16 protein-coding genes are annotated in these 24,940 nt (G+C 72.3%); 6 read left to right on the top strand and 10 right to left on the bottom strand.

All coding sequences use genetic code 11. The features are described 5' to 3' along the window. Positions 1-2: 2 nt before the first annotated feature. Positions 3-1,940: an acetolactate synthase large subunit gene (locus tag C6W10_RS13470; protein ID WP_107258372.1), complete on the bottom strand. Its 1,938-nt coding sequence runs from the start codon at positions 1,938-1,940 to the stop codon at positions 3-5. A 252-nt stretch (positions 1,941-2,192) separates the two neighbouring features. Further along, the gene (locus tag C6W10_RS13465; protein WP_107263920.1) at positions 2,193-4,508 is read right to left on the bottom strand and encodes a bifunctional diguanylate cyclase/phosphodiesterase; all 2,316 of its coding nucleotides are present in this window, start codon (positions 4,506-4,508) and stop codon (positions 2,193-2,195) included. A gap of 294 nt (positions 4,509-4,802) precedes the next feature. Here C6W10_RS13465 and ilvD point away from each other — a divergent pair, with 294 nt between their 5' ends. Continuing rightward, a complete protein-coding gene (gene ilvD / locus C6W10_RS13460; protein ID WP_107258371.1) occupies positions 4,803-6,650 on the top strand; it encodes a dihydroxy-acid dehydratase in 1,848 nt (615 codons plus the stop codon). A 56-nt stretch (positions 6,651-6,706) separates the two neighbouring features. On the opposite strand, the gene C6W10_RS13455 is transcribed toward ilvD, so the two are convergent. The 6 genes from C6W10_RS13455 to C6W10_RS13430 form a co-directional block, all read right to left on the bottom strand. Continuing rightward, a complete protein-coding gene (locus C6W10_RS13455; protein WP_107258370.1) occupies positions 6,707-7,735 on the bottom strand; it encodes a hypothetical protein in 1,029 nt (342 codons plus the stop codon). Continuing rightward, complete coding sequence (locus tag C6W10_RS13450) at positions 7,732-8,100, bottom strand: GntR family transcriptional regulator (RefSeq protein WP_107258369.1); 369 nt, start codon at positions 8,098-8,100, stop codon at positions 7,732-7,734. Before C6W10_RS13450 ends, C6W10_RS13455 begins: the two co-directional genes overlap by 4 nt. A gap of 73 nt (positions 8,101-8,173) precedes the next feature. Further along, positions 8,174-9,097: an alpha/beta fold hydrolase gene (locus tag C6W10_RS13445; RefSeq protein WP_234361742.1), complete on the bottom strand. Its 924-nt coding sequence runs from the start codon at positions 9,095-9,097 to the stop codon at positions 8,174-8,176. Further along, complete coding sequence (locus tag C6W10_RS13440; protein ID WP_234361741.1) at positions 9,090-9,560, bottom strand: hypothetical protein; 471 nt, start codon at positions 9,558-9,560, stop codon at positions 9,090-9,092. Before C6W10_RS13440 ends, C6W10_RS13445 begins: the two co-directional genes overlap by 8 nt. 156 nt (positions 9,561-9,716) lie before the next feature. Further along, the gene (locus C6W10_RS13435; protein WP_107258368.1) at positions 9,717-10,508 is read right to left on the bottom strand and encodes a maleylpyruvate isomerase family mycothiol-dependent enzyme; all 792 of its coding nucleotides are present in this window, start codon (positions 10,506-10,508) and stop codon (positions 9,717-9,719) included. Between the two features lie 207 nt (positions 10,509-10,715). After that, on the bottom strand, positions 10,716-11,192 hold the full coding sequence (locus C6W10_RS13430) for a hypothetical protein (RefSeq protein WP_107258367.1): 477 nt from the start codon (positions 11,190-11,192) through the stop codon (positions 10,716-10,718). A gap of 269 nt (positions 11,193-11,461) precedes the next feature. On the opposite strand from C6W10_RS13430, the gene C6W10_RS13425 reads away from it, so the two are divergent. Next, positions 11,462-13,456, top strand: a complete 1,995-nt coding sequence (locus C6W10_RS13425) for a M14 family metallopeptidase (RefSeq protein WP_199853929.1) — start codon at positions 11,462-11,464, stop codon at positions 13,454-13,456. 181 nt (positions 13,457-13,637) lie between these two features. Here the strand turns inward: C6W10_RS13425 and nudC are convergent, their stop codons facing one another. Next, positions 13,638-14,630 (bottom strand): NAD(+) diphosphatase, encoded by a 993-nt coding sequence (gene nudC / locus C6W10_RS13420; protein ID WP_107258366.1) that lies wholly within the window; start codon positions 14,628-14,630, stop codon positions 13,638-13,640. Between the two features lie 633 nt (positions 14,631-15,263). On the opposite strand from nudC, the gene C6W10_RS13415 reads away from it, so the two are divergent. The 4 genes from C6W10_RS13415 (at position 15,264) to C6W10_RS13390 (ending at position 23,848) form a co-directional block, all read left to right on the top strand. Next, positions 15,264-17,426: an AAA family ATPase gene (locus tag C6W10_RS13415; RefSeq protein ID WP_107258365.1), complete on the top strand. Its 2,163-nt coding sequence runs from the start codon at positions 15,264-15,266 to the stop codon at positions 17,424-17,426. 334 nt (positions 17,427-17,760) lie between these two features. Then, positions 17,761-18,063 carry a hypothetical protein gene (locus C6W10_RS13410; RefSeq protein WP_159104571.1) on the top strand — a complete coding sequence of 101 codons (303 nt, stop codon included), beginning with the start codon at positions 17,761-17,763 and terminating at the stop codon, positions 18,061-18,063. 1,711 nt (positions 18,064-19,774) lie between these two features. Next, positions 19,775-20,152 carry a helix-turn-helix domain-containing protein gene (locus C6W10_RS13400; protein ID WP_107258362.1) on the top strand — a complete coding sequence of 126 codons (378 nt, stop codon included), beginning with the start codon at positions 19,775-19,777 and terminating at the stop codon, positions 20,150-20,152. Between the two features lie 648 nt (positions 20,153-20,800). After that, on the top strand, positions 20,801-23,848 hold the full coding sequence (locus C6W10_RS13390) for a hypothetical protein (protein ID WP_107258360.1): 3,048 nt from the start codon (positions 20,801-20,803) through the stop codon (positions 23,846-23,848). A 212-nt stretch (positions 23,849-24,060) separates the two neighbouring features. On the opposite strand, the gene C6W10_RS13385 is transcribed toward C6W10_RS13390, so the two are convergent. Continuing rightward, positions 24,061-24,801 carry a carbonic anhydrase gene (locus tag C6W10_RS13385; RefSeq protein ID WP_234361740.1) on the bottom strand — a complete coding sequence of 247 codons (741 nt, stop codon included), beginning with the start codon at positions 24,799-24,801 and terminating at the stop codon, positions 24,061-24,063. Positions 24,802-24,940 lie beyond the last annotated feature (139 nt).

Raw genomic sequence — 24,940 nt, 5'->3', positions numbered from 1 at the left:
CCTCACAGCTCGTCGTCGTCGAAGGCGGGGCGGACCCCACGGGCGAACATGATCTCGTCGTTGCTGGTGCCGGCGGCCACCATCGGCCAGACCATGGCGTCCTTGCCGACCACGAAGTCGATCACCACCGGCGCGTCGTTGATCTCCATCGCGGCCTTGATGGTCTTGTCCACGTCGGCCTTGCTCTCGCAGCGCAACCCGACGCAGCCGAGCGCCTCGGCCAGCTTCACGAAATCGGGAATCCGGTGCTTGTGGGTGCCCAGCTCGGTGTTGGAGTAGCGCTCGCCGTAGAAGAGCGTCTGCCACTGCCGGACCATCCCCAGGTTGCCGTTGTTGATCACGGCGATCTTGACCGGGATCCCCTCCAGGGCACAGGTCGCCAGCTCCTGGTTGGTCATCTGGAAGCAGCCGTCGCCGTCGATCCCCCAGACCACGGTCTCCGGCTTGCCGACCTTGGCGCCCATCGCCGCCGGCACCGCGTAACCCATGGTGCCCAGGCCGCCGGAGTTGAGCCAGGTGTACGGCTTCTCGTACGAGACGAACTGTGCCGCCCACATCTGGTGCTGCCCCACCCCGGCCACGTAGATCGCCTCCGGGCCGGCGATCGCGCCCAGCCGCTCGATCACGTACTGCGGGGCGAGGGTGCCGTCGGTCGGCTCGTCGTAGCCGAGCGGGTAGCGGTCGCGCAGGTCGTCGAGCTGCGCCCACCACTCGGTCCGGTCGATCGCCGCGGTCTGCCCGGCGGTGGCGGCCCGGACCGCCTCGATCAGCTCGTCGATCACGTATTTCGCGTCGCCGACGATCGGCACGTCGGCGGCACGGTTCTTGCCGATCTCCGCCGGGTCGATGTCGGCGTGCACGATCGCCGCCCCCGGGGCGAACGAGTCCAGCTTGCCGGTCACCCGGTCGTCGAACCGGGCCCCCAGCGCCACGATCAGGTCCGACTTCTGCAGGGCGTAGACCGCGGCGACCGTGCCGTGCATGCCGGGCATGCCGAGGTGCTGCGGGTGCGAGTCCGGGAAGGCGCCCCGGGCCATCAGCGTGGTCAGCACCGGGATGCCGGTCAGCTCGGCCAGCTTGCGCAGCCCCTCGGTGGCGCCGGCCTTGAGCACGCCGCCGCCGACGTAGAGCACCGGGCGGCGGGCGGTGGTCATCAGCCGGGCCGCCTCGCGGATCTGCTTGCCGTGCGGGTGCAGGGTCGGCCGGTAGCCCGGCAGGTCCAGGGTCGGCGGCCAACTGAAGGTGGTCTGCGCCTGGAGGACGTCCTTGGGGATGTCGACCAGCACCGGGCCGGGCCGGCCGGTGGCGGCCAGGTGGAACGCCTCGGCCAGGATCCGCGGGATCTCCTCGGCGGTCTGCACCAGGAAGTTGTGCTTGGTGATCGGCAGGGTGATGCCCTGGATGTCCGCCTCCTGGAAGGCGTCCGTGCCGATCGCCGGCCGGGCCACCTGACCGGTGATCGCCACCATCGGCACCGAGTCCATGTACGCGTCCGCGATCGGCGTGACCAGGTTCGTCGCCCCCGGACCCGAGGTGGCGATGCAGACCCCGACCCGGCCGGTGGCCTGCGCGTACCCGGTGGCGGCGTGCCCGGCGCCCTGCTCGTGCCGGACCAGGATGTGCCGCACCGACGAGTCGTAGAGCGGGTCGTACGCCGGCAGGATCGCCCCACCCGGGATGCCGAACGCGACCTCGACGCCGAGCGCCTCCAGCGACTTGACCAGCGAACCGGCCCCGGAGACCTGGACCGGTGCCACCACCTGCCCGCCCGCGGCACCCCGGCTCGGCTCGGCGAGCGGACCGGACTGGTCGCCGGCCGGCTGGGCACCCGGGCGGAGTCGGCGGGGGAACTGGTCGGCGGGGTCGTTGCTCCCCTCGGCGGGGGCGGACCGGTGACGCCGCGCGCTGTTGGCCAGGGTCTCGGGTGTGGGTCTCGTCATGGCTATTCAGGCCTTCGGCTCGGAGCAGTGATCTTTTCGAGGTGTACGGCGTTGCGGGCGGGCCGCCTCGGCCGGCGGCCGATCCGCCCAAACCGGCAGGAGTGGTACGCCAACCGGGGCGAGCACACTGCCGACGCGAGATACGTGGCCAATAAAAACGGCCCTCGTGCTGATGCACGGGGCCTGCGCACTCTCGGGAGTCGAGAGTGCGCTCAGATAAGTACTCGGAAGGACCTGGTCGCAGACATGCGGCTAAGCCTGACGCATCTCACGCGATGAGTCAACTGATCCCGCATTCTGGGCAGTGTCGGTTTTCGGGTCCGCCGGCCCGTCGCTGGGCCTGCGCTGCCGGGGCGCACTCCGGCTGTTGCCGGCCGTCCGGGGGGCGGGCTTGCCGGCGTCGCCCTTCGGGCGGGACTCCGAGCCGCTCCCCTCCGGCGGGCTGGCCGCCTCCAGCATCGCCTCCAGGTGCTCGGCCGGCACCCCCCAGCCGAAGAGCTGGCCCTGGCCGAACCGGCAGCCGGCCTCGACCACGGCGGCGAGTTCCGTCGGATTGGTCACCCCCTCGGCGATCACCTCCAGCCCGAGCTGGTGGCCGAGCCGCATCACCACGTCCACCATCGGGGCGAAGGCGCGGCCCTTCGGTCGCCGGATCGGCTCCGGACCGGCGACCAGACTGTGGTCGATCTTGAGGATGTCGATCGGCAGCCGGCGGAGCTGGCCGAGCGAGGAGTATCCGGCGCCGAAATCGTCCAGCGCGATGCGTACCCCGGTCAGCCGCAGCGCCCGGAGCCGGCGGATCAGCTCGTCCAGGTCGGTCGCCACGGCGTGCTCGGTCACCTCCAGCACCAGCCGTTGCGGCGGCACCCGGTGCGCCCGCAGCGCCTCGGTGACCTGGACGACGTACTCCGGGGCGTGCAGCTCGCGGGGCGAGACGTTCACCGACACCCAGACGTCGTGCCCGGCGGCGAGCCAGAGGGAGAGCTGGTGGCAGGCCCGGTGCAACACCCAGGCGCCGAGCTTGGCGATCATCCCGCACTCCTCGGCGAGCGGGATGAACTCGTCCGGGCCGACGTTGCCCAGCTCGGGGTGGTGCCAGCGCAGCAGCGCCTCCGCGCCGACCGGCCGGACCGACGGGACCGCCACCACCGGCTGGAACGCCAGGTGCAGCTCGTCGCGCTCGATGGCGCCGCGCATCTCGTGCTCCAGCGTGGTACGCCGGCGCAGCAGGTTGTCGTAGGTCGCGTCGTACCGCTCGACGCGGTTCTTGCCGCGCTGCTTGGCGTACCGCAGGGCCAGGTCGGCGTTGCGCAGCAGGGTCTCCACGTCGGCGGCGTCGGCGCTGTCCGCCACCCCGATGCTGACCGACAGGAAGACCGACCCGGCCTCGTGCCGGTACGCCGAGCCGACCACCCCGAGCAGCCGCTCCGCGATCCGCTGCGCCTCGGCCGGACGGGCCCGCATCAGTACGGCGAACTCGTCGCCGCCGAGCCGCGCGGCCAGGTCGCCGGGGCGCAGGTTGCTCTTCAGCCGCCGGCCCACCTCGACCAGCACGGCGTCGCCGACGTCGTGCCCGCGCATGTCGTTGACGTTCTTGAAGCCGTCCAGGTCGAGTCCGAGCAGCACCCAGGGCGTCTCCGGGTCGGCCTGCTGCACCGCCCGGAGCAGCCCCCGGCGGTTCGCCAGCCCGGTCAGCGGATCGGTGTGCGCCAGTTCCCGGAAGTGTGCCTCCCGCTCGGCGAGCCGACCCGCATAGGCGCGTACGTCGGCCAGGGCCAGGTATTGCCGGGCGACCAGGCCGAACCCCTCGACGATGCCGGCCACCACCGCGAAGATCGTGAAGTCGCCGCCGACCAGCAGGTGGTAGACGGCGGAGACGGCCATCGCCACCATCGGCAGCACGGCGTAGGTGCCGCGCCGGATGACGTCGCCGTCCGGCCCGCCGGCCAGCTCCGGTGCCCGGCCGGCCAGGGCGACCATCAGCAGGCCGAACGGCAGCAGCACCGCCCCGACCAGCGCGACCGTCGGGCCGGCCTGGCAGATCCCGGCGGAGATGGCCAGCCCGGAGCCGGTCACCAGGTTGACCCCGGCCCCGGCCAGCAGCAGCCCGCGCCGGGGCGCCCGGGCCCGGGCGCCGACGATGAAGGTCAGCCCGACCGCCACCGCCGCCGTGACGGTCGCCACCAGGATGGCCAGGCAGCCGCTCGGGGTGAGGTCGCCGAGCACCCGGGTCGGTTCGGCGAGCAGCACCCAGCCGACGAACCAGAGCGCCGCCCCGATCACCAGCCCGTCCAGCACCAGCCGGAGCGCCGCGCCGGGGGTCTCGGCGACGCCGGGCAACCGGAGCAGGCCGGCGCAGAGCAGCGCCCCGCTGCCGGCCATCCCGGCCGCGATCAGGGTGGCCAGGCCGGTCCGCTGGGCCTGCTCGTGCTGCCAGTGCTCGGCCATCGTGACCAGCGCGAACAGCCCCAGTGCGGCGCTGGCCGCCGCCAGCGCGCCGCCGACGGCGAGCAGCCAGTGCCCGACCCGGCGCGCACCGGTGTGCCGGTGTGCCGACAGCGCCAGCATGACCGGCCCGCAGCAGGAGGCGAGGCCGGTCGCCACGGCGAGGGCCGGCGCACCGGAGGCGAGTTGCACGGGTTCACTCTGCCGGATCGATCGCACTCCATGGGGGAGCCCGCGCCGGTTCATCGATCAGAGGCACAGACCGCCCATTCGGGCATCGGCGGGATCATCGGGCCGGGGCGGGACGGCCCGGCGGGGGTGCCGGCGGGCCGGCCCCGACCCGGCCGGCGTCCCGCTGGCTGGACCGGGTGGACCGCGCAGGCGGCGTTCGGCCGCCGGGAGTGCCACACTTGTCGAATGCCTGACCTGCGGTCGAAGACCTCCACACACGGCCGGACGATGGCCGGCGCCCGCGCGCTGTGGCGGGCCACCGGGATGACCGACGACGACTTCGGCAAGCCGATCGTGGCCATCGCGAACAGCTTCACCCAGTTCGTACCCGGGCACGTGCACCTCAAGGACCTCGGCGGCCTGGTCGCGGACTCGGTGGCCTCGGCCGGCGGCGTCGGTCGGGAGTTCAACACCATCGCCGTCGACGACGGCATCGCGATGGGGCACGGCGGCATGCTCTACTCGCTGCCGAGCCGGGAGCTGATCGCCGACGCGGTCGAATACATGGTCAACGCGCACTGCGCGGACGCCCTGGTCTGCATCTCCAACTGCGACAAGATCACCCCGGGCATGCTGCTCGCCGCGCTCCGGCTGAACATCCCGACCGTCTTCGTCAGCGGCGGCCCGATGGAGGCCGGCAAGACGGTGGCGATCGAGGGGATCGTGCACGACAAGATCGACCTGATCGACGCGATGATCGCCTCGTCCAACGACGCGGTCACCGACGACCAGCTCGGCGCGATCGAGCGCTCCGCCTGCCCCACCTGCGGCTCCTGCTCCGGGATGTTCACCGCCAACTCGATGAACTGCCTCACCGAGGCGATCGGGCTGGCCCTGCCCGGCAACGGGTCGGTGCTGGCCACCCACGCCGCCCGCAAGGCGCTCTTCGAGGAGGCCGGCCGGGTCGTCGTGGAGATCGCCAACCGGTGGTACGCCGACGACGACGCCTCGGTACTGCCCCGGTCGATCGCCTCCCGGGCCGCGTTCGAGAACGCGGTCGCGCTGGACGTGGCGATGGGCGGCTCCACCAACACGGTGCTGCACCTGCTGGCCGCCGCCCGCGAGGCGGAACTCGACTTCGGCGTCGCCGACATCGACGAGATCTCCCGCCGGGTGCCCTGCCTGGCCAAGGTCGCCCCCAACTCGCCGAAATACCACATGGAGGACGTGCACCGAGCCGGCGGCATCCCGGCGATCCTCGGCGAGCTGGACCGGGCCGGACTGCTCCGCCGGGACGTGCACGCGGTGCACTCGGCCGACCTGGACGGCTGGCTGGCCGACTGGGACATCCGGGGTGGCAAGGCCAGCCGGGAGGCGATCGAGCTCTTCCACGCCGCCCCCGGCGGGGTACGCACCACCGAGCCGTTCTCCACCACCAACCGCTGGTCCACACTCGACACCGACGCGGCCGAGGGCTGCATCCGGGACCGCGAACACGCGTACACCGCCGACGGCGGGCTGGCGATCCTGCACGGCAACCTCGCCCCGGACGGCGCGGTGGTGAAGACCGCCGGGGTGCCGGCCGAGTGCCTCACCTTCCGGGGCCCGGCCAAGGTCTACGAGTCGCAGGAGGCCGCCGTCGAGGCGATCCTCGGCAAGCAGGTCGTCGCCGGTGACGTCGTGGTGATCCGCTACGAGGGCCCGAAGGGCGGGCCGGGGATGCAGGAGATGCTCTACCCCACCTCGTTCCTCAAGGGACGCGGTCTCGGCCGGGAGTGCGCGCTAATCACCGACGGCCGGTTCTCCGGCGGCACCTCCGGGCTCTCCATCGGACACGTCTCCCCGGAGGCGGCCGGCGGCGGGCTGATCGCGCTGGTCGAGCCCGGCGACGAGATCGTCATCGACATCCCCAACCGGAGCATGGAACTGGCGGTGGCGCCCGAGGTGCTGGAGGCGCGCCGGATCGCGCAGGAGAAGCGGGACCGGCCGTACACGCCGGTGGACCGGGAGCGGCCGGTCTCCGCCGCGCTGCGCGCGTACGCCTCGATGGCGACCTCGGCCAGCGACGGCGCCTACCGGCGCGTCCCGGAGTGAGCGCGACGCCGGGCGTGGGGTCTTCTGACGGATGACCCCACGCCCGGCGGTCCGGGTCAGCCGAGCCGGGCCCGCAGGGTGTTCACCATCGCCACCGCGGTCGGCACGTCCCGGCAGGTGACCAGCCGGCGGCTGCCGTCGGTCAGCCGGAGCGCCAGCGCCGGGCCGGGCAGCAGCGGCACGTCGGCGGCGGTGGCGCCGCGCAGGAACGAGCGGAGCAGCCAGTCCTGCACCGCCAGATGGTCCGGCTCGGCGGCGGCGATCGCCGAGATCGGCACCCGGCGGCGCAGCGGGCCGACCGCCACCCGGACCGCCTCGCCGTCGATGACCAGCCGGTAGCGGGTGAACGGCAGCATCGCCAGCGCCGACACCATCGGCGCGGCACCCGCCCAGCCGACGACGCCGATCAGCGGCACCAGTACGGCGACCATCAGCACCCCGGTCAGGGCCAGCGCCCCGGTCGTCCAGAGCACCGGGCGCAGCGCCCGCAACTCCCACCAGATCAGCCGCTCGTCGACACCGGCCGCCAGCAGCGGCCCGACCGCCGGCTCCGGGACGTCGGGCCCGGCCGCCGCCCGGGTCGGTGCCGGGGGGCCGGCGCCGGGTGCCGCCGGGGGTGCCGCGCCGGCCAGCAGGTACGCCAGCAGCCCGGCGACCGCCGCCGCCACCATCGGCAGCCCCATCAGCGCGGCGAAGTAGCCCCAGGAGAGGCGTACGTCGGCGGCGGTCGGCGCGTCCAGTGCGGCGGCCAGCGTCATCAACAGCACCGTGCCGGCCGCCGCGGCGGTGCCGTTCACCGCGACCTGGGCACCGAGCCGTAGCCAGTGCCGCCCGGTGCCGGGGAGCCCACGGGCCAGCGCGAAGACCAGCAGCCCGGCCAGCCAGACGGTGAGCGCGGCGCCGAGCAGCACCCCGGCCAGGGTGTCGACGCCGATGGTGCTCACCATCGGCCGGTCACCGACACCGCCGGAGTTGGGCAGGCTCTCCGGGAGGCGGCTCCGCCAGGCGAGGGTCACCGCCACCGCACCGCCGATCAGGGCCGCCGGCAGCAGACCGCTGCCGATCGTCCACCGGGCACTCCTCATGCGCTCACCTCTCTCGAATACTGCTGCCGCAGCATCGCGACGGCCTCGTCGAGGCCGACGCCGGCCCGGCGGGCAACCGTCACCAACTCCCGTACCGACTCGATCACCCGGGCCCGCTCGTGCGGGACCTCCCCGGTCACCACCGCGCCCCGTCCCCGGCGAAGCTCGATGAGCCCCTCCTCGCGCAGTGCCGCGTACGCCCGGAGCACGGTGTGCATGTTCACGTCGAGCGTGCCGGCGAGTTCGCGGGCGGCGGGCAGCCGGTCGCCCCGGCCGATCGCTCCGTCGGCCAGTGCCCGGCGCACGCTGCCGGCGATCTGCTCGGCCAGCGGTACGCCGCTGCCCGGTGACACCCGAAACAACATGTTCGCATTCTACTAGAACAACGAGCACTATCCGCAAGCCCGCCGACCGGATCGGGGCACCAGCGCGGGACCCCTAGCGGGAGAGGAACCCCGCGACCAGGTCGGCCAGTTGGCCCGGGCGTTCGGCCACCATGGCGTGGCTGGCGCCGTCCAGCGGTACCACCTCCAGCCACGGGTTGTCCCGGACGGCTGCCAGCCGCTCCAGCACCCGACGCCGGTGTGCGGCGTAGAGGTCGTGGAAGGGACGCTGTTCGGGCATGTCCACGGTGGCCAGTACGAGCAACAGCGGGCAGCGGACCGCACGGTAGACGGGTACCAGGTCCAGCGACTCCATGGCCAGCCGCAGTTCCTCGGTCAGTTCCGGATCGGGGCGCAGCCGGCTCGTCCCGTCCTCCGCCGGCACCAGGTTGCGCCGGAACGCCTCCACCCAGATCTCCTCGGCGGAGCCGTACCGCCGGGCCGTGGCCCGCTGTCCGGCGAGCGCCGCCGCGACCTGCTCGGCGTCGAGCGGTCGGGCCAGCGCGGCGGACATCCCGGCGAAGACCTCGCGGAGCCGGGCGAGTTCGGCCACCGCCCGGTCCGGGTCGAGGCCGGCGAGGTCCTCCGGCCGGCTCGGGGTGGGATTGCCGTCCAGGCTGACCGCGCCGGGGCAGTCCGGGTGACGGGCCGCCCAGAGGCTGGCGAGCATGCCGCCCAGCGACATGCCGACCACCGCCGGACGGGTCAACTCCAGTTCGTCGGCGACGGCGTCGAGGTCGTCGAGGACCTCGTCCCACTTCCACGGGCCGTCGCCGGAGCGGCCGTGGCCGCGCAGGTCGACCGCGACCACCCGGTGCGCCGGCCGCAGCGCCTCGGCCAGCGCGGTCATGGTGACCAGGTTGCCGCCCCCGCCGTGCAGCAGCAGCATCGGAACACCGGAGCCGCCGAAGTCCCGGGCGACGATCGGCACCGGGCCGGAATCGATGGAAATCTCACGGTCGTGGGGTACGTCAGACACGGCGGGGCCGCCCTTCCTCCAGTAGCCGGTCGCGGACGGAGGAGGGCAGCACACCACCTTCCGGATGACGGACCAGCTTGCCCCGGTTGACCAGGTCGTGGACGCCCTGCCGGGTGATCCCGAGCATCGCCCCGGCCACCGCGTACGTCACCGAGTCGGCGGTGGGGTGCCCGACCCGCCGCGCGACGACCTGGCCCAGCGGGCTGCGCCACCAGTCGAGCGGGGGCTCGAACGGGCCGTCGCCGGGATAGAGCGTCGAGACGATCCGCATCGCGGTGCCGACCGCCTCCCGGTCGTCGCCGTCGACCAGCCGGTGCGCCCAGGTCTCGGCGCGGACCCGCACCACCGTACGCAGCGCGTCGACCGCGTCGTCCCCGTCGAGCAGGATCTCCAGCGGATCGAGCAGCCGGACGTCCATCGTCCGGAGAAGCTGCTCGATGAGTTCGTCACGGGTCGGCGGCACGCCACCCTCCTCACTTGACGTCCAGTGTCAAGCACTTGACTAGCGCTGTCAAGTAGATGCCGACGACCGGGCTGGGCGGGTGAGCCGGTCAGCTCGGGCGGGCGGAGTCGTCCAGCCCGGGCCGGTGGAGCCGGTCAGCTCGGGCGGCGGAGTCGGTCAGTAGCCGGGGAAGACCCGGCGCAGGTCGTCCAGGCCGAGCGGGCCGGTCACGGTCAGCGTGTCCGGGGTGTGCTCGGGCGCCAGCCGGCCGGCGGCCAGCCGCAGGAACGCCTCGGCCGGCCCGGTGATCTCACCGGCCGGCTGCTCCGGCCGCTCCACCAGCTCGACCCGGTCGGTCAGCCGCAGCCCCAGGACCCGGTCCGGATCGGTCAACCGCAGCGCCAGCTCCACCGGCCGGTCGCCGACCGCGTCCGGCCGGGCGATCCAGCCGAGCAGGCCGCCGAGCCGGTCGAGCACCAGCGGCACCGCCTCCGGCGCCACCGTCGCGTACCGGTTGAAGGCGACCTCCACGTCCCACTCGTGCAGCGCGAACTCGCTGAGCCGCATCCCGGCCGCCGTCGCCAGGTCCACCGGCTCGGGCAGGAAACCGAGGTCGATCCGCAGGCTGGACCGGGCCTCCGCGTCCAGCGACTCGTACCGCTCGACGAGCCGGCGGTTGGCCTCCAGAAAGCCCTCGGCGTGCTCGATCGGGGTCATCGCGTCCCAGCGGGCCCAGACCTGCTTGTTGAAGTCCGCCTCCAGGGCGGGGCGACCGCCCAGCGCCACGTCGAGAGTGGCCTCGTTGATCTCGGCGCCGCTGCCGAGGTGGCTGAGCACCTGCGACACCTGCCACTCGCTGGCCCCGGACGGCCGGGTCAGGTCGGTCGGGCCGAGGTCGCGGACCAGCGCCGCGAGTTCGTCGTGGCCCGAGCGGAGGGCTGCGATGGTCGTGTCGGCGGTAGTGGCCATGTCTTCCTGTCTCCCGGGTCGTACGTCGCCGGCTCCGGATCGGCCGGCACGACACCCGCCCATCATGCCCGCTGCCCCCGGCCGACCGCCGACCCTCCGGCCACCGCGCGGCGGTGGCGGGCGGCCCGGAAGCCGGCGAACGTCCACCGTCAGCTCCGCGTGGCGCCGCCACCGTCGACTCCCGGGCCGCCGCCACCGGCACCGGGGTCAGCCGATGCACTCCTTGTCGATCCTCGTGCCCACCTGCACGAACTCGCCCTGGAGGAACTTCACCGGGTCACCGGACTTCGCGCCGGACTCGATGTCGGCGACGATCCCCTCGACCAGCGCCTTGACCTTCGGGTCGGTCGCCTTGGCGGCCTCGGCCTCCAACTGGCCGGCGAGCCCGGTCAGCGTGGTCTGGAGCTGCTTCTCCTGCTGCGCCACGCTCAACTGCTTCTCGATCGCCTTCACCGAGTCGTCGGCGATCTTGACGCTGCCGTCCAGGAAGATGTCGGTGACCGCCTCGCACACCTCCTTGGTGTTCGGCGCGGCGGTCGGGCTCGGTGCGGCGGTGGTCGGAGCCGCGGTCGGCGTACCGGCCGCGTCGGTGGTCGACTCGTCCGGCTGGCAGCCGGCACCGAGTACGGCGACGGTCGCCAGGGAGAGGGCGACGAGGCCGGTACGAACAGAACGAACAGTCATCAGGAACCCCCGTTATCGCGAGCAACGGCGGGGAGCGTAGCAAGGGTGATCAACCACGGCTGAAGATTTATCGGCGCCCCGTCACGGGCGACGGCGGGCCCGACGGGACCGTCCACCCCCGCCACCAGCACCGGATATTTACACCGGCACACGCCTCGATTAGCATGATCACAAGTGAGTACACGTTGGGTGGCGCCCCCGACACGGAAAGTGGCCATCATCCTGCCGACCCGGCAGACGGTCACCGAAGTGACGACAGGAGATCTACCGTGGGCTCCGAGATCACCCGCTCCGCACCCGACCGACCCGATCCCGGCCAGCCGGCCCCGCCGGTACCCCGACCCGCCCGGCGGCCGACCCCGAAGCTGGTGACCCTGCTGGCGGGCGCCGCCGTCGTGCTGGCCAGTACGCCCCTGTGGGGTACCGGCGACCCGGTCGCACTCGACGACGCCGAACTCTCCGCCGCGCCGACGTACACGATCGGGTTGCAGCCGGCGGCGGACCCCGGCCCGTTCCCCGGCAGCGTCACCCCGACCACCCCGACCATCACCATCGCCGGGGAGCGCGACGGGGAGAGCACCTTCGACGTCGTACGGTACCCGCAGGTCCAGCCGAAGCAGCCGGGCCAGATGGACTTCGACCACTTCCACACCGGGATCGAGATCCAGTGGTGGCTGAAGAAGTGGGCGCACCAGCGGCCGGACATCGTCGACCTCCACATCGTCGGCGAGAGCTTCGGCGGCGAGCCGATCTACCAGCTCACCATCACCGACAAGTCCACCGGCAAGGACACCGACAAGCCGGCCGCGTTCTTCGAGGGCAACCGGCACTCCGGCGAGGTCTCCTCGGCCGAGAGCTCGCTCTGGCTGGCGCACCACCTGATCAGCCGGGCCGGCAAGGACCGGCAGGTGGACCGGATCCTCGACACCAAGACCGTCTACATCCGGCCGGTGAACAACCCGGACGGGCACAACCTCTACCTCTACACCGCGCAGACCAACCGGTCGTCGGTCCGGCCGACCGACAACGACGCCGACGGCAGGCTCGACGAGGACCCCGGCGAGGACCTCAACGGCGACGGCTACCTCGGGCAGCTGCGCCAGCACGTCGGCGCCGGCAAGGGCACCCACGTCGTCGACGACCGCGACCCGGCCGGAGTCGTGATGCGCAACGTCGGTGCCGGCAACGGCGACTACCTGATGTTCTCCGAGGGCGTCGACAACGACGGCGACGGCCGGGACAACGAGGACGGCGTCGGCGGCCTCGACCTGCACCGGAACTACCCGTACAACTGGCACGTCATGCCCGGGTACGACGAGACCGGCCGGAACCTCACCCAGGTGGGCGCCGGCGAGTACCCGCTGTCGGAGCCGGAGACCCGGCACGTCTACACCTGGCTGATGTCGCACACCAACATCGGCGCGGTGAACAGCATGGACACCCGGGTACCGATGCACCTGCGCGGCCCCTCGACCTGCGACCCGGTCGAGTGCATGTACACCGGCGACCGCAAGCTCTACGAGCACTTCGACCGGGCCGGTGTCGGCTTCACCGGCTACCGCTACTCCGGCAGCGTCTACATCGACTACGCCACCCGCAACGGCGGCGACCCGGAGGCGCTCTTCGGGCACGGCCCCGACTTCGGCTACTTCCAGTACGGCGCCGTCTGGTACGGCGACGAGATCTGGAACGGCGGCGACTTCGTCGACTACGACAAAGACGAGCGGTTCGCCGACTGGGAACGGTCGCGGTGGTGCGTGGAGAACCGGCGTACCAACTGCTTCCTGCCCTGGACCAAGATCCAGCACCCGAAGCTCGGTGCCGTCGAGGTCGGCGGGATCAACCCGAAGTTCTGGGCACAGAATCCCTCGCCCGACCTGATCGGGCAGTGGGCGGCGAACCAGGCCCGGTTCAACATCTACCTGACCGAGTCGCTGCCGCAGGTGGCGCTCTCGCAGGTCGGCGTGCGCAAGCTCCGGGCCGGGCAGAGCGACGGCGCGACCCACGAGATCACCGCCACCGTCACCAACACCGGCCGGATCCCGACCGCGCTGGAGCGGGCGAAGGAAGTCAAGATCGTGGCTCCGGACACCGTGCAGGTGCAGGGCGCCCGGCTGGTCGGCGAGGCTCCGCAGTTCTTCCTGGACGGTGGGAAGAAGCAGCGGGTGACGCTGCGGGTCAGCAAGACCGAGACCGAGTCGGTGGCGGTACGGGCGGTCAGCGTCCGGGGCGGGCTCGACTCCGCACCGGCACGGCTGCGCTGACCCTCGTCGTCCCCGCTCCGCGCGATCGTCGTCCCGGGCGATGCTCTCGCGGGGCGGGGACGTCCGTCTCCGGGTCAGCGGACGGTTCGGAGCCGGGCGTTACGCGGGGTCCCGGGCAGCGGACGGTCCAGAGCCGGGCGTTACGCGGGGTCCGGGGCAGCGGACGGTCCAGAGCCGGGCGTTACGGGGCGGCGTCGAGCCAGGTCTCCAGCAGCAGCCGGTCGATCGAGTCCGGGTTGCCGAGCCGGCCGCGCGCCGCCCGCCGGTCCCGCAGCTCCGCCCGGCTGAACCAGCGGGTCTCCAGCAGCTCCTCGCCGTCCACGGTGGTCATCTCGTCCCTGGCCGTGGCGAAGAAACCCACCATCAGACCGGACGGGAACGGCCACGGCTGCGAGCCGAAGTACCGTACCGAGTCGACGGCCAGCCCGGCCTCCTCGGCCACCTCCCGGCGTACCGCGTCCTCCAGGCTCTCCCCGACCTCCAAGAAACCGGCAAGCAGCGCGAAGGAGTCCTCCCCCGCCCCCGCGTGCCGAGCCAGCAAGCAGCGGGCCGGCGGGCCGGGCAGCTCCACCAGCATGATCACCGCTGGGCTGATCCGGGGGAAGAGAACCTGGTCGCAGCCCGTGCACTGCCGGGCCGCACCGCCCTGCACCGACCGGGCCGGGCTGCCACAGGTGCCGCAGAACCGCTGGTTGCGGTGCCAGTGGCAGAGCCCGCGGGCATACCCGAGCACGGCAGCCTCGGCCGGGTCGAGCCGGTGCACCAGCCGGCGTACGTCCATCGTCCGGTCGGCGCCGACCGCGGCGAGTGCCTCCTCATCGGAGAGGTCGCTGAGGTCGACGGCGAACACCGGTCGAACGTCGTCGAGACGTCGGCCGTCGACACGTCGACCGTCGACACGTCGACCGTCGTGGCGTCGACCGTCGTGATGTCGACCGTCGTCGAGACCGAGGAAGACCGGTTCGCCGAGCCCGTCCGGCAACCCGCGCCTGCCGTCGCCGACCAACCGCAGCACCGCGTCCCGCGCCACCAGGCAGCGGTCCCGCCAGAGCGGCACCACCTCGGCCCGTTCACTTCCGAAGAGCCGGCGCAGTCCGTCGGCGTCCCGCCGCAGCCCACCCGCGCGATCCAGCGCTCCGCCCGCGTACGCCGTGACGACGCCCGTGCTCAGCATCCGGCACCGCCGGGTCGGCCGGCGGGTGGAGCGGATCCGACCTGCGGGAAGTGGGATCTGATCGACGACACCACCGCATGGTATGCCCGGGTGCTGGCGCTCCCGTGTATCGGGTGACAGCGTAACTAGGTCGGGCAGGAAAATCTACGGTCTCCCCTGGTCAGGAGCGGGGATCTACTAAGGACTTAGTAAAGTCCCAGGTAGAGCGGCATATGAGAGAGCTAGTCGGCTTGTTCGCCGGTAGCTAGCCGACTAGACTGGAGGCAGCAACGAACGCTGACGCTAGCGTGGATGCGGTCACGGATGAGGCCACCCGGATGGGTGGCCGACACCTTCCGAGGTGAGATCCGGGCTGAGGAAACGCGAACGGCGCGGACCCCGGACGGGAACGCCGAGCAGAGGTCACCACTAGACGTGCTGATCTTCGCTCGGCGTTCCCGTATCTCCGGGAGCAGACATGGCAGCGTCTACGACGCTCACCCCTGAGCAGCGTCGGGAACGTGCCCGTAGAGCGGGCCGCGTCGCGCACTCACTCGACGCGCACATCGGGGCCGTGGTGGATCGGGCGCCGGAGCTAACTCCGGATCAGATGGCCCGCCTCCGCACGATCTTCGCTCCGGTGGTGAGCCACCGATGACCGATGCGACGAAGGCCGCCCCGGCTGACCCCCGGAACGGCCTCCACAACAACGAAGCTGAGATCGATTCTACCGCGCTGGAGTGGCTGACCTGGCTCTACGGCGAGAAGCCGAAGGGTGTGATCTGGATCGGTGGTCACGCCGATAACTGGCGGGGACGGACGTTCGCCACGACCAGCGAGGCGGCGGCGGCGGCCTACGCGGAGAAGCTGGACGCGGCCGGCGGAGTGGGGGTGTACCACCGACTGACCACGCTGCGGCCGGAACTGGCCTCGGGACGGGGGAAGGTAGAGGACTCCGCCGCGTGCGTGGCCCTGGCAATGGATCTGGACCTGGCCGGCCCGAACCACAAGGCCGCCGGGTACCCGGAGACGGACGCGGACCTGGCCCGACTCCTGGAGAAGGCGGGACTGCCGGAGCCGTCCGCGTGGGTGCACAGCGGCGGCGGACGGTACCCGTACTGGCGACTGTCGGAGCCGGTGGACCTCACCGAGCCCGGTCACCTGGAGTGGGCCGCACACGTCGCGGACTCGCTGGATAAGCACGTCAAGGCGTGGGCGAAGCACCTCGGCCCATGGAAGATCGACACGGTACGGGACCTGGCCCGGGTCTTCCGCTTGCCGGGGACCACGAACCGAAAGAACGGCGGGGCCGAGCCGTGCCGGGTCCTCTCCGCCCACGGTCCGGCGTACACCCTGGCGGACCTGGAGGCCGCTCTACTCCAGGCCCCGAGCCCGGAGCCGGCCCCGGAGCCGGCCGCACCGTTCGCGGACCGGGCGGACGTGAGCCGGATCCGGGAGACCACCGTGCGGCGGACCTTCACTGAGGAGCCGGCTCGGACGTTCTGCCGGCCGTACCTGGAGAAGCTACGCACGGCCCGGGACGGGGAGATCAACGTCAAGCTCAACTCCGCCGCCAAGGTGCTGTCCCACTTCATCCCGGACTACTGGAGCGAGGAGCAGGCGGAAGGGTTCCTCCTGGCCGCCCTGGAGCACACGGAGTACGACGGGCGGACCTGGCAGGCCGGAGACACCATCCGGTCCGCGTTCCGGTCCGCCGCCGGAGATTGGAAGGCGGAGCGACCGTCCCCCACCGTCCCCGGGGACGTGTTCGGCCAGGAGGGCGCCGAGGAGGACGGCCCGCAGGGCTGGGAGCCGGTGGACCTGTCGGAGATCCTGGCTGGCCGGTGGAAGCCGGTCCTACCGGTGCTGGGCCGGCGGGAGGACGGCGTACCGCTGCTATACCGGGGCAAGGAGCACGCGATAGCGGCGGAGCCGGAGACGGGTAAGACGTGGTTCGCGCTGCTCCAGGTCTGGGCCGTGCTGCTCAATGGTGGCCGGGTGCTGTACGTGGACTTTGAGGATGACGCGGGAACCATCGTGGGCCGGCTCCTGAACATGGGTTGCCACCGGGACCGCCTCCGGCCGGACCAGTTCCGGTACGTACGGCCGGAGGGGAGCAAGGCCGTCGGAGACCGCCTGCCGGCGCTCCTCCAGTTGCCGACCGGACCGGCGGACCTGGTGATCTATGACGGCGTGACGGAAGGGATGACGCTCCTCGGGCTGGATCCGCTCGGGCAGACGGATAGCGCCACCTGGCGGCGGATCCTGATCCGCCCGGCGCTCAACGTCGGAGCGGCCACGCTGGCAACGGACCACGTGGTGAAGAACCGGGAGGCCCGTGGCGGGTACGCCATCGGCGCGCAACACAAACTCGCTGGGCTCACCGGGGCCATGTTCCTGCTGGAGCGTGACCAGCCCTGGGGGATCAACCGGCGTGGCCGTACGCGGGTGCTGCTCGGGAAGGACCGTAACGACGGCCTCCGGCAGTACGCGGTGCCCTGGAGCGGCACGGGCGCCCACCCGGGGCTGATGCACCTCGGGGACCTGGTGGGGGATGCCAGGGACGGGGAGATGCGGGTGGCGTTCTTCCCGCCGCCGGAGGAGACCTCCCCGGAGGAGGACACCAACCCGGTTCCGGTGTCGCTGCGGAAGGCGGTGGCCGCCGTGCTGGCCGTGCTGGAGAAGCAGGGCCGGGCGCTCAGCGTGCGGGAGGTCCAGGCCGGCTGTGCTGGCAACCGTAAGGGAGACATCGGGCAGGCGTTGGACTGGCTGGTCCTCAACGGCCGGGTGGTGGTGGAACGCGGCGCCCGCAACTAGCTACTCCAGCGGCTGGCCCCGGAACCGGACGGCCAGGAGAACGAGAACGAACAGGGATGACCGTCCCCCACTGTCCCCCACCGTCCCCCGGGGACGCGGGGACGGTCCGTCCCACCGTCCCCCGTCCCCCGTCCCTAGGGGGACGCGGGACGGGGGACGGTCCGGGGCGCCCGGGGACAGAGATCAGAACCGAACTTCGGGGGACGGTCGTCCGCTCCCCTGGCCGACCCGGTGAGCAGTCCTGCCGGTCTGGCCCATACGCCGATCGTGAACAGTCCGCCCCCCGCTGGCGGACATGCCAGCCGTCCCCGACCCACTACCCGAGGAGATCACCATGACGAACCCGACCACCGTTCCCGGCTACCTCCGGCCGGGCCAGCCACAAGGCGGACAGACCCCGCTCGCGTTGCTGGTGCCGTGCCGGCCGTGCGGACGGTGGCACTGGCACGGGGCCGGCACGATGGAGGGGCCGTACTACAAGCCCGGCGACCTGACGCACCGGTCCGCGCACTGCCGCCGGCTGGCGGGCAGCTACGAATGGATCCATGTCCAGGCGGAGCCGTTCGACCCGCGCTGGATGCGGAACCACCGCCGGGTCCTGTCCGCCGTCACGGAGGCGTACCCGTGGCCTGCCTGAGCGGCTGGGAGCAACCACCGGACCCGGTGGAGGACTGGCGTATCCCAGCGACCCGGGCGGAGCTGCTGGCCGAACTGGAGCTGTGCGGTGTCCCGGTGGACATGTCCGCCCGGGACGCGCGCTGTGTCCTGGAGCTGTCCGGGACATGGGCTCCTGTGTCCCGGCTCCGGGACGCTCAGCGTGTCCGGCGGGAGTCTGTCCCGGTGTCCTGATGTCCCCGTGTCCCCCGGCCCTTTCCCGTTGTCCTGACGGTCGTGTGAGAACTGGGACACGTCCCAGTTCGTCCACGAGGTGTCCCGGGACACGGGCCAGGGAGGTTGCGGTGGTGCCCTACGACCCGGAGTTGGAGATTGATTCGGCCGTCGGACCTAGGACACGGGCAGGGTACCTTGCCGGAGCGCATTTCCCCTGGTCACAGGCATTTAAGGCAGGTACCTGCCTTGGCCCCGCTGCTCTATAACCTAGGTTGCCCTACTCCATTTCCCCTGGTCACGGGTGTTTCGCCCGGGTACCTGGGTTACCGGTTCGGGACACGACCTGGCCCGCTTTCGCCCCGGCTCTCCTCAAGGTGGTCGTGGACGACTACCTACCGGGACAGGACACCGGGCCGGGACATGTCCCCGGCGGACAGCCGAAGAAGGGTTCTGGGGAAGGACATCATCCCGGGGTGTCCCGGCCCGGAGGCTCGGTGTCCTCTGTCTGTCCACCTGGCCGCCTGGCCGGGGACAGTCGACCACGGTACGTCCTCCGGTAACTCAAAATGCGTCCACGCGATGACCTTGACTTGGGGGAACCACTTTGACTCTCGGGGAACACATCTAAACCCTCCTTATTCGAACGGCTGTGCGATCACCTCGAATGGTCCAGCGGACGCGTTTTAAGAAACCGCAGGTAGACGGCCATCTGTCCGCCATGGACCGTCCGGAGCCTGTCGGCCATCCGGTAGGGGGTGGCCATACATGGCAGCGGTACGCATTACGCTGTCCCCCAGCACCGCATCCAGCGGTGTAGGACCGGCGCTAAGCCACCTCCCTTCCCGCCGCGAGCGAGGGACCTTCCCTCGATCGCGAGGGGGAAGGAGGTAGCGATGGCAGACCCCCCAGGGACACCCGGTCCGCAGCAACAACCGCCGTCCGGTCGAGACCGGAAGACGGGGGACGTGGCAATCCTGATGATCAGGATCGCCACGGAGCTAGTTCGGCTGATGGACGCGATCTTGTCCGGAAGCTGGAGCGGCCCCACCTAACCCAACGGGTTAGGCAGGGCCACCTTCGGGAGATCCCTCGCCTCGGGCCTGCAAGCATGGGGCGGGGGGACTCTCCGTCTCCTGGACCGTTAGTCACAACCTCACACAACAGCAAGTTGACTGAGGTTATGACTTCGTCGGTCGGATCGATTCTGGCACGCGTACCCACAAACGCGGTAGGCAGGTCCCTGCATGGCCCTGTGTGTCCCTGCGTGCCCCTGCACTCTCCCCGCCCCGATGGCCTGCCTTTTTCTGGCTTGAGTTCGTCTCCGGCGGTCCGCCGTGCCAACCCTTCACGCCGCTGACGCTGCGCGCGGCCGGCAAGGTGGTGACTTAGTCGCCGCATGACTCCCCCAGCCCCGGTGTAGTAATAAGCGTCATTATGGTGTCTCCCCCGAGACTTAGTATGTCCGTTAGTGAGGCTTTAGGATGGTTACGTAAGACTTATTCACGTACCATGAGACTATGTCCCGATTGACCAACGGCCAGAAGCGGCAACAGGAGCTTGAGGCCCTGGAACTGAGCAACGCGGGCCACTCCATCGACGTGATCGCGGACCGCCTCCAGGTGAGCCGCGCAACCGCCGCGCGACGTGTCCGGGACGCACTGGGAAGCATTCCGGCGCACGAAGCGGACACCCTCCGACGCCAGTCAGAGACGCGGATCAACGGATGGATGCGGCGCTGTAACACGCTCCTGGAATCCCCGGAGCTGTCCATACAGGACACCGTCCGGACCCTGTCCCTCCTGGCCACCCTAGAGCGGGACCGGGTACAGCTCTACGGCCTCCGCCTGCCGTCCGCGATCGTGGTCCAGCACGAGATGAGCGGGGGCCAGGCATGAGCCCGCTCGCGTTCGGTCCCCGGGCCGGCAACCTCGGGAAGTGCTCCCGCCACCGGGTGGACCTGCTCCCCTCCCCCCGCCACGTTCCCGGTGCCCGGGTCAACGTGTGGGCCGGGGAGGAGGCCGGCTACGCGACTAGGGCTCCGTGGCCGGACCTGCCGTTTCCCGACGAGGGGGTGACGCGTGTTCAGTGACGACCTACCGCACCAGCCCGTACCGCCTACGAGCTCCAGGCCCGCCCCCGTGACCTGGATGTCCGACCCGAAGGTGATCAACCCGTCGTTGCCGGTCCATCTGTGCGTCCGGTGCGCCACCGCGCTGGCCGCCGGGGACCAGGAGCACCTTTGCATTGAGGTTGACCCGGACCGGCACCCGGCCGCCGCGCTACGCGACTGGCGCTGTGAGTGCCCCTGCCAGCCGTAACCCGAACCGGCTGGCAGGCAGCGGCCCGAGCCTCCCCTCTCCCCGGAGGCTCGGGCCGTTTGCTGTGCCCTGCCGGAGCGTGACTGGTACGCCCGTCGCGTCCTGGCGTCGCCGTGAACCCGGGCGGACCTCGTCCGGCAGCCGACGCGGCGCAGGCACCTCTGGCGGGTCGCCGCGAACTCCGGGCTCGGTAAATGGATTGGACAGCACGAGGATCATGAACTCGTGACACTGCGGCTGTCGGGTGGGGTGGTGCCGGGGCCGGACATGCGGGTCTGGGCCGCCGGACCGCGTGGCCGGGCCGTCGCGCCCTCCCCGGAACTCGCCCCGGGCAGCCCGGTCGTGTTGGGGCCCCGTTCGGCCACCCCGGAGGGTGCCGAGCGGGCGGTCGCGGAACTCGGCCGGCTGGTCACGGTCGGCGGTGTGCTGGCCGCCGGTGCCGGCGTCGACCTCGGTGACGGGTTCCGGTCGGCCCGTACCGAGGGCGCCGCCGGAGACCGCCGGGACGCCGTACTGTCCGCCCTGCTGGTGCCGGCGCTGGGCGGGCGGCTCGGCGACCGGCGGGCCGTACTCGTCGCACTGTTCGGCCCGGACGCGACGAAGCCGCTCGGCGCCGCCGCGCAGGCCGTACTCGACGAGGGCCGGTGGCCGGTGCTGCGGTTCGCGGTCGCGGCGAGCGACGTACTCGGACCGGAACAGCTCGTCCGGATACTCGAACTGCGGGCGCCGGACGGGGTCGATCCGTTCCCGGGCGGGCTCCCCTCGGTGGTGGGCGGGCACCTGACCCGGGTGCTCCGGGAGGTGCCCCGGCCACGCCGCCTCGCCCTGCTGACCGACCTCTGGCAGCGGGTCTGCGCGCACGGTGTCCAGCAGGTGCGGCGAGAGCGGCTGCGCGCGTCGCAGGGCCGGCAGGACCGCAGCGCCGACCTCACCGTCCGCTACCAGCGGTACGAGGAGGACGAACTGACCGAGCGGTTGCGTACCGAACTGTGGGGCGAGCCGACGATCCTCCGGGCCGCACTGTGGCAGCCGTCGCCCGGTTACTGGCTGACCCGCGCGAACCGGGTGCTCCAGGACGCCATGGCGGCGACGGTGCTGGCCCGGGTCGCGGTGAGCGCGGTCGACCGTGGTCTGGACGCGGCCCTGACCGCACACCGGCACGAGATCGAGGCGGCCGTCGCCGAACTCTCCCCGCCCGAGGCATCGAGGTCGGCGCGGCGGATATCGGGGCTGACCGGGCTGCCGGCCCGACCCGGGTCGTACCTGCGGGACATCCTCGCCCGGACCGCGCCCGGCGAACCGCCCGATCCGCGCTGGGCGCCCTACCTGGACCAACGGCTGGCCCGGGCCCGGGACTACGGCCGGATCATGCTGGACGTCGTGGCGCAGTTCGTCACCTCGACCGCCGGGCTGGACTCCGCCTCGGCGCACGCACACCTCGCCGCCTGGGCCGGCAGCCCGCTGGACGTCTGGCGGCACCGGGTCGGCTACCTCTCGCCGGACCGGCCCGCCCACTGGGACCAGCAGCCGATCCTTTCGTCGGATCCGACCCCGCCGCTGGCCGAGCGGCTGCGCGCCGCACCGGACCGCACGACGGCCGAGGTCGAGACGATCGGCGACCTGCTCTGGTACGCCGAACTCGCCGACGCGCTCGCCGGGCTGAACGGTCATCCGGCGGCCGTGATCACCCCGCGACCGCACGCCCCGGTCCCCGACACCGACCCGACGGCCCCGGACGAACCGCTGGTACCCCGACCGCAGTCGATCCCGCTCGCCGTCGCCGGTGCCGCGCAGCTGGTGGACCTCGGCGGGCAGCTTCCGCCCCGCTGCCGGAGCTGGTCGGAACTCGTCGCCGGGCTGAGCGACCAGGCCACCATCGCCGCCGCGCTGACCGGCGCCTTCACCGTCCCGGCGCCGGTCGAGCGCTTCGACGGTACGGTGCTGCCCGGCACCGACGCGCGGATCGAGCTGGCCCGGACCGCCCGGCAGTTGGCGGACTGGTCCGACTACATGGGCAACTGCATCGCCGGCCCGCACTACGTCGAGGACGCGGCCAGGGGCCGGAGCGTGCTGGTCGCGCTCCGCGCACCGGACGGGCGCATCCTGGTCAACGCCGAGCTTCGGCCCAGCGCCCGGGGTTGGCGGCTCGAAGAGATCCGCGCCCGGTTCAACCAGGACCCCGATCCGACACTGCGGCACCGGACCACCGCCTGGCTGGCCGACCTCGCCCTTCCCGAGCGGACCGTCCCGCAGCCGCGCCGCGCCGCCCGGCACGACGGGACCGGTGCGGCGGCGCCCCGCACCGGCCGGCGGCCCGCCTCCGCCGTACGGGTGCTGCGCGACCTCGGCCGCCGCCTCGACGAGGCGGCGGCCGACACGCTCGGCCAACCGGACATCCTTCGGGCCGCCGAGGTGCTGGCGCTGCTCGCGACCCGACTGGCCGGCGCACCGGCGACGCCGCCGGCCGACCCGCACGACGCACTCACCGCACTGCGCCGGGCCACGCCCGGGGCGGTGCTCCAGGCCTGCCGGCTCACCCTGGCCGACCCGGCCGGGCCCGGCCCGGTCGCGCTGTGGCGGGCGAGCGGAGAGCGGCCGCTGGCCCGTGCGTGGCAGACCCTGGCGCCGTCCACCGTCGCGGTCGTTCCGGCCGGGTCGACCGGAGGGAGGACCGTCACCGTCGGTTCCCCGTCGCCGGGGTTGCCGCGTCGAGCGACTCCGCCGTCGCCGCCCGCACCGGACCGGCTGGCTCCGCTGCTGCGGGACGCGCCGCTGCCCGGCTCGCTCCGGCCGGTGGCCCGGGTCGGGCACGTCGCGATCGCCCGCACCGCCGACCTGGTCGCGTTGCGCGTGCGCATCGCCCTGGGCACCCTGCTCCGGCAGGACTGTCCCGAGTTGGCCGACGGGGTACGGTCCCGGCCGCACGCCGGGCTGCTCCGGGCTGCCGCGCTCGCGGTGACCTCCTGGAGCGGTCTGCGCACCGGAGGGCCCGATCCCGGGTCCGCCCCGGTCCGGTTCTCCGCCGAGCGCGTCACCGTCGTGGTGCCGCGCCGCCGAGTACGGGTGCCCGGCTTCCCGCAGTCGTCGCTCCGGGACGAGAGCTGGCAGTCGAGCTGGCCCGACGCCGTCGAACTCGGTGCCGTACCCGACGGGTTCTGGGAACGGATCGCGGGGCACGGGCTGCTGCTGCCCTCGTCGTGGCTAGCCGGCGGCGGCTGGGCCGCGCTCTGGTCCCGGGCCAACGGCCCGTGGCAGCAGGCGACGGAACGGTAACGCCGCCACCGGTCTCACGAATTGCCGGCGACGCGTTCGGATGCACCCGTGCCGCCGCCCACCAGAGCCGGACGGCCCGGATACGCCCGAGTCGCGTACCACAGCCGGGCGGCGCCGAGACGGGTCCTGCCGTGCGGGTTGCCGCCGGGTCCGATTCGCCGGTGCCCGGTCGGCTCACCGTCGTCATCGAGCCGGCCGGGCGTTCCGCGTCCTCAGTCGAGCAGCGTGATCCGACCGCTGTCCAGGTCGTAGCGGGCACCGACGATCGCCAGCTCACCCGCGTGCACCCGCTCGCCGATGATCTCGCTCGCCTCGGCCAGGTGTCGCGCCTGGGCGAGTACGTTGGCCCGGACCGCCGCCTCCACCACGTCTCCCGACCCGCCGAGCAGTGGCTCGACGACCGGCCGCAGCGCCTCGACGATCGCCTGGATCGCGCCCGGGGCGGTACCCCCGCTCTCGATCGTCTGCACGGCGGCGGAGACCGCACCACACCGCTCGTGGCCGAGCACCACCAACACCGGCGGGGCGAAGTGCTCGACGGCGTATTCGATGCTGCCGAGCATGACGGTGTCGACGATGTTGCCGGCGACCCGGTTGTCGAAGAGGTCACCGAGGCCCTGGTCGAAGAGGACCTCCGGGGGTACCCGCGAGTCGGCGCAACCGACGAGGATCGCGAACGGGTCCTGTCCGGCGGCGAGATCGTGGATGTGCCGGGGCGACTGGTGCGGGTGCCGACCCCGGCCCTGGACGAAGCGCCGGTTGCCGTCCAGCAGCCGGGCGATCGCCGCCCGGGGGTTGTCGACGGCCGCGTCGGCGGGGGTGGCGGCGGCTGCCTCGGCGGAGGGTCGGGCGGCGGCCGGTCCGGCGAGGGCGGCGGTGCCGACGGCGGCCAGGCCACCGGCGGCCAGCAGCGAGCGTCGGGATAGGTACGACCGTTCTGGAAGATTCTTCACAAACCGTGAACGTACGCCGACCGACGACGGAGCTGAATGCCCGCTGAGAGTTGCCTGCGCCACTCTCCGGCACCCTCCACAGAGGCTGGCGAGAAGGCGGGCAGCGACCCCTTGTCACCGCATCGTCCTGGCAGTACAG

Source organism: Plantactinospora sp. BB1 (genome assembly GCF_003030385.1).
Lineage (GTDB): Bacteria > Actinomycetota > Actinomycetes > Mycobacteriales > Micromonosporaceae > Plantactinospora.
Note: the sequence above shows the minus strand (reverse complement) of the source record. Positions and strands in the feature narration are given on the sequence as shown.

Bases quoted from the DNA above. Each gene is read 5' to 3' on its own strand.
- C6W10_RS13470 (WP_107258372.1), bottom strand. From the start codon at position 1,940: ATGACGAGACCCACACCCGAGACCCTGGCCAACAGCGCGCGGCGTCAC.
- C6W10_RS13465 (WP_107263920.1), bottom strand. From the start codon at position 4,508: ATGCTGGCGCTGTCGGCACACCGGCACACCGGTGCGCGCCGGGTCGGG.
- ilvD (WP_107258371.1), top strand. From the start codon at position 4,803: ATGCCTGACCTGCGGTCGAAGACCTCCACACACGGCCGGACGATGGCC.
- C6W10_RS13455 (WP_107258370.1), bottom strand. From the start codon at position 7,735: ATGAGGAGTGCCCGGTGGACGATCGGCAGCGGTCTGCTGCCGGCGGCC.
- C6W10_RS13450 (WP_107258369.1), bottom strand. From the start codon at position 8,100: ATGTTGTTTCGGGTGTCACCGGGCAGCGGCGTACCGCTGGCCGAGCAG.
- C6W10_RS13435 (WP_107258368.1), bottom strand. From the start codon at position 10,508: ATGGCCACTACCGCCGACACGACCATCGCAGCCCTCCGCTCGGGCCAC.
- C6W10_RS13430 (WP_107258367.1), bottom strand. From the start codon at position 11,192: ATGACTGTTCGTTCTGTTCGTACCGGCCTCGTCGCCCTCTCCCTGGCG.
- nudC (WP_107258366.1), bottom strand. From the start codon at position 14,630: ATGCTGAGCACGGGCGTCGTCACGGCGTACGCGGGCGGAGCGCTGGAT.
- C6W10_RS13415 (WP_107258365.1), top strand. From the start codon at position 15,264: ATGACCGATGCGACGAAGGCCGCCCCGGCTGACCCCCGGAACGGCCTC.
- C6W10_RS13410 (WP_159104571.1), top strand. From the start codon at position 17,761: ATGACGAACCCGACCACCGTTCCCGGCTACCTCCGGCCGGGCCAGCCA.
- C6W10_RS13400 (WP_107258362.1), top strand. From the start codon at position 19,775: ATGTCCCGATTGACCAACGGCCAGAAGCGGCAACAGGAGCTTGAGGCC.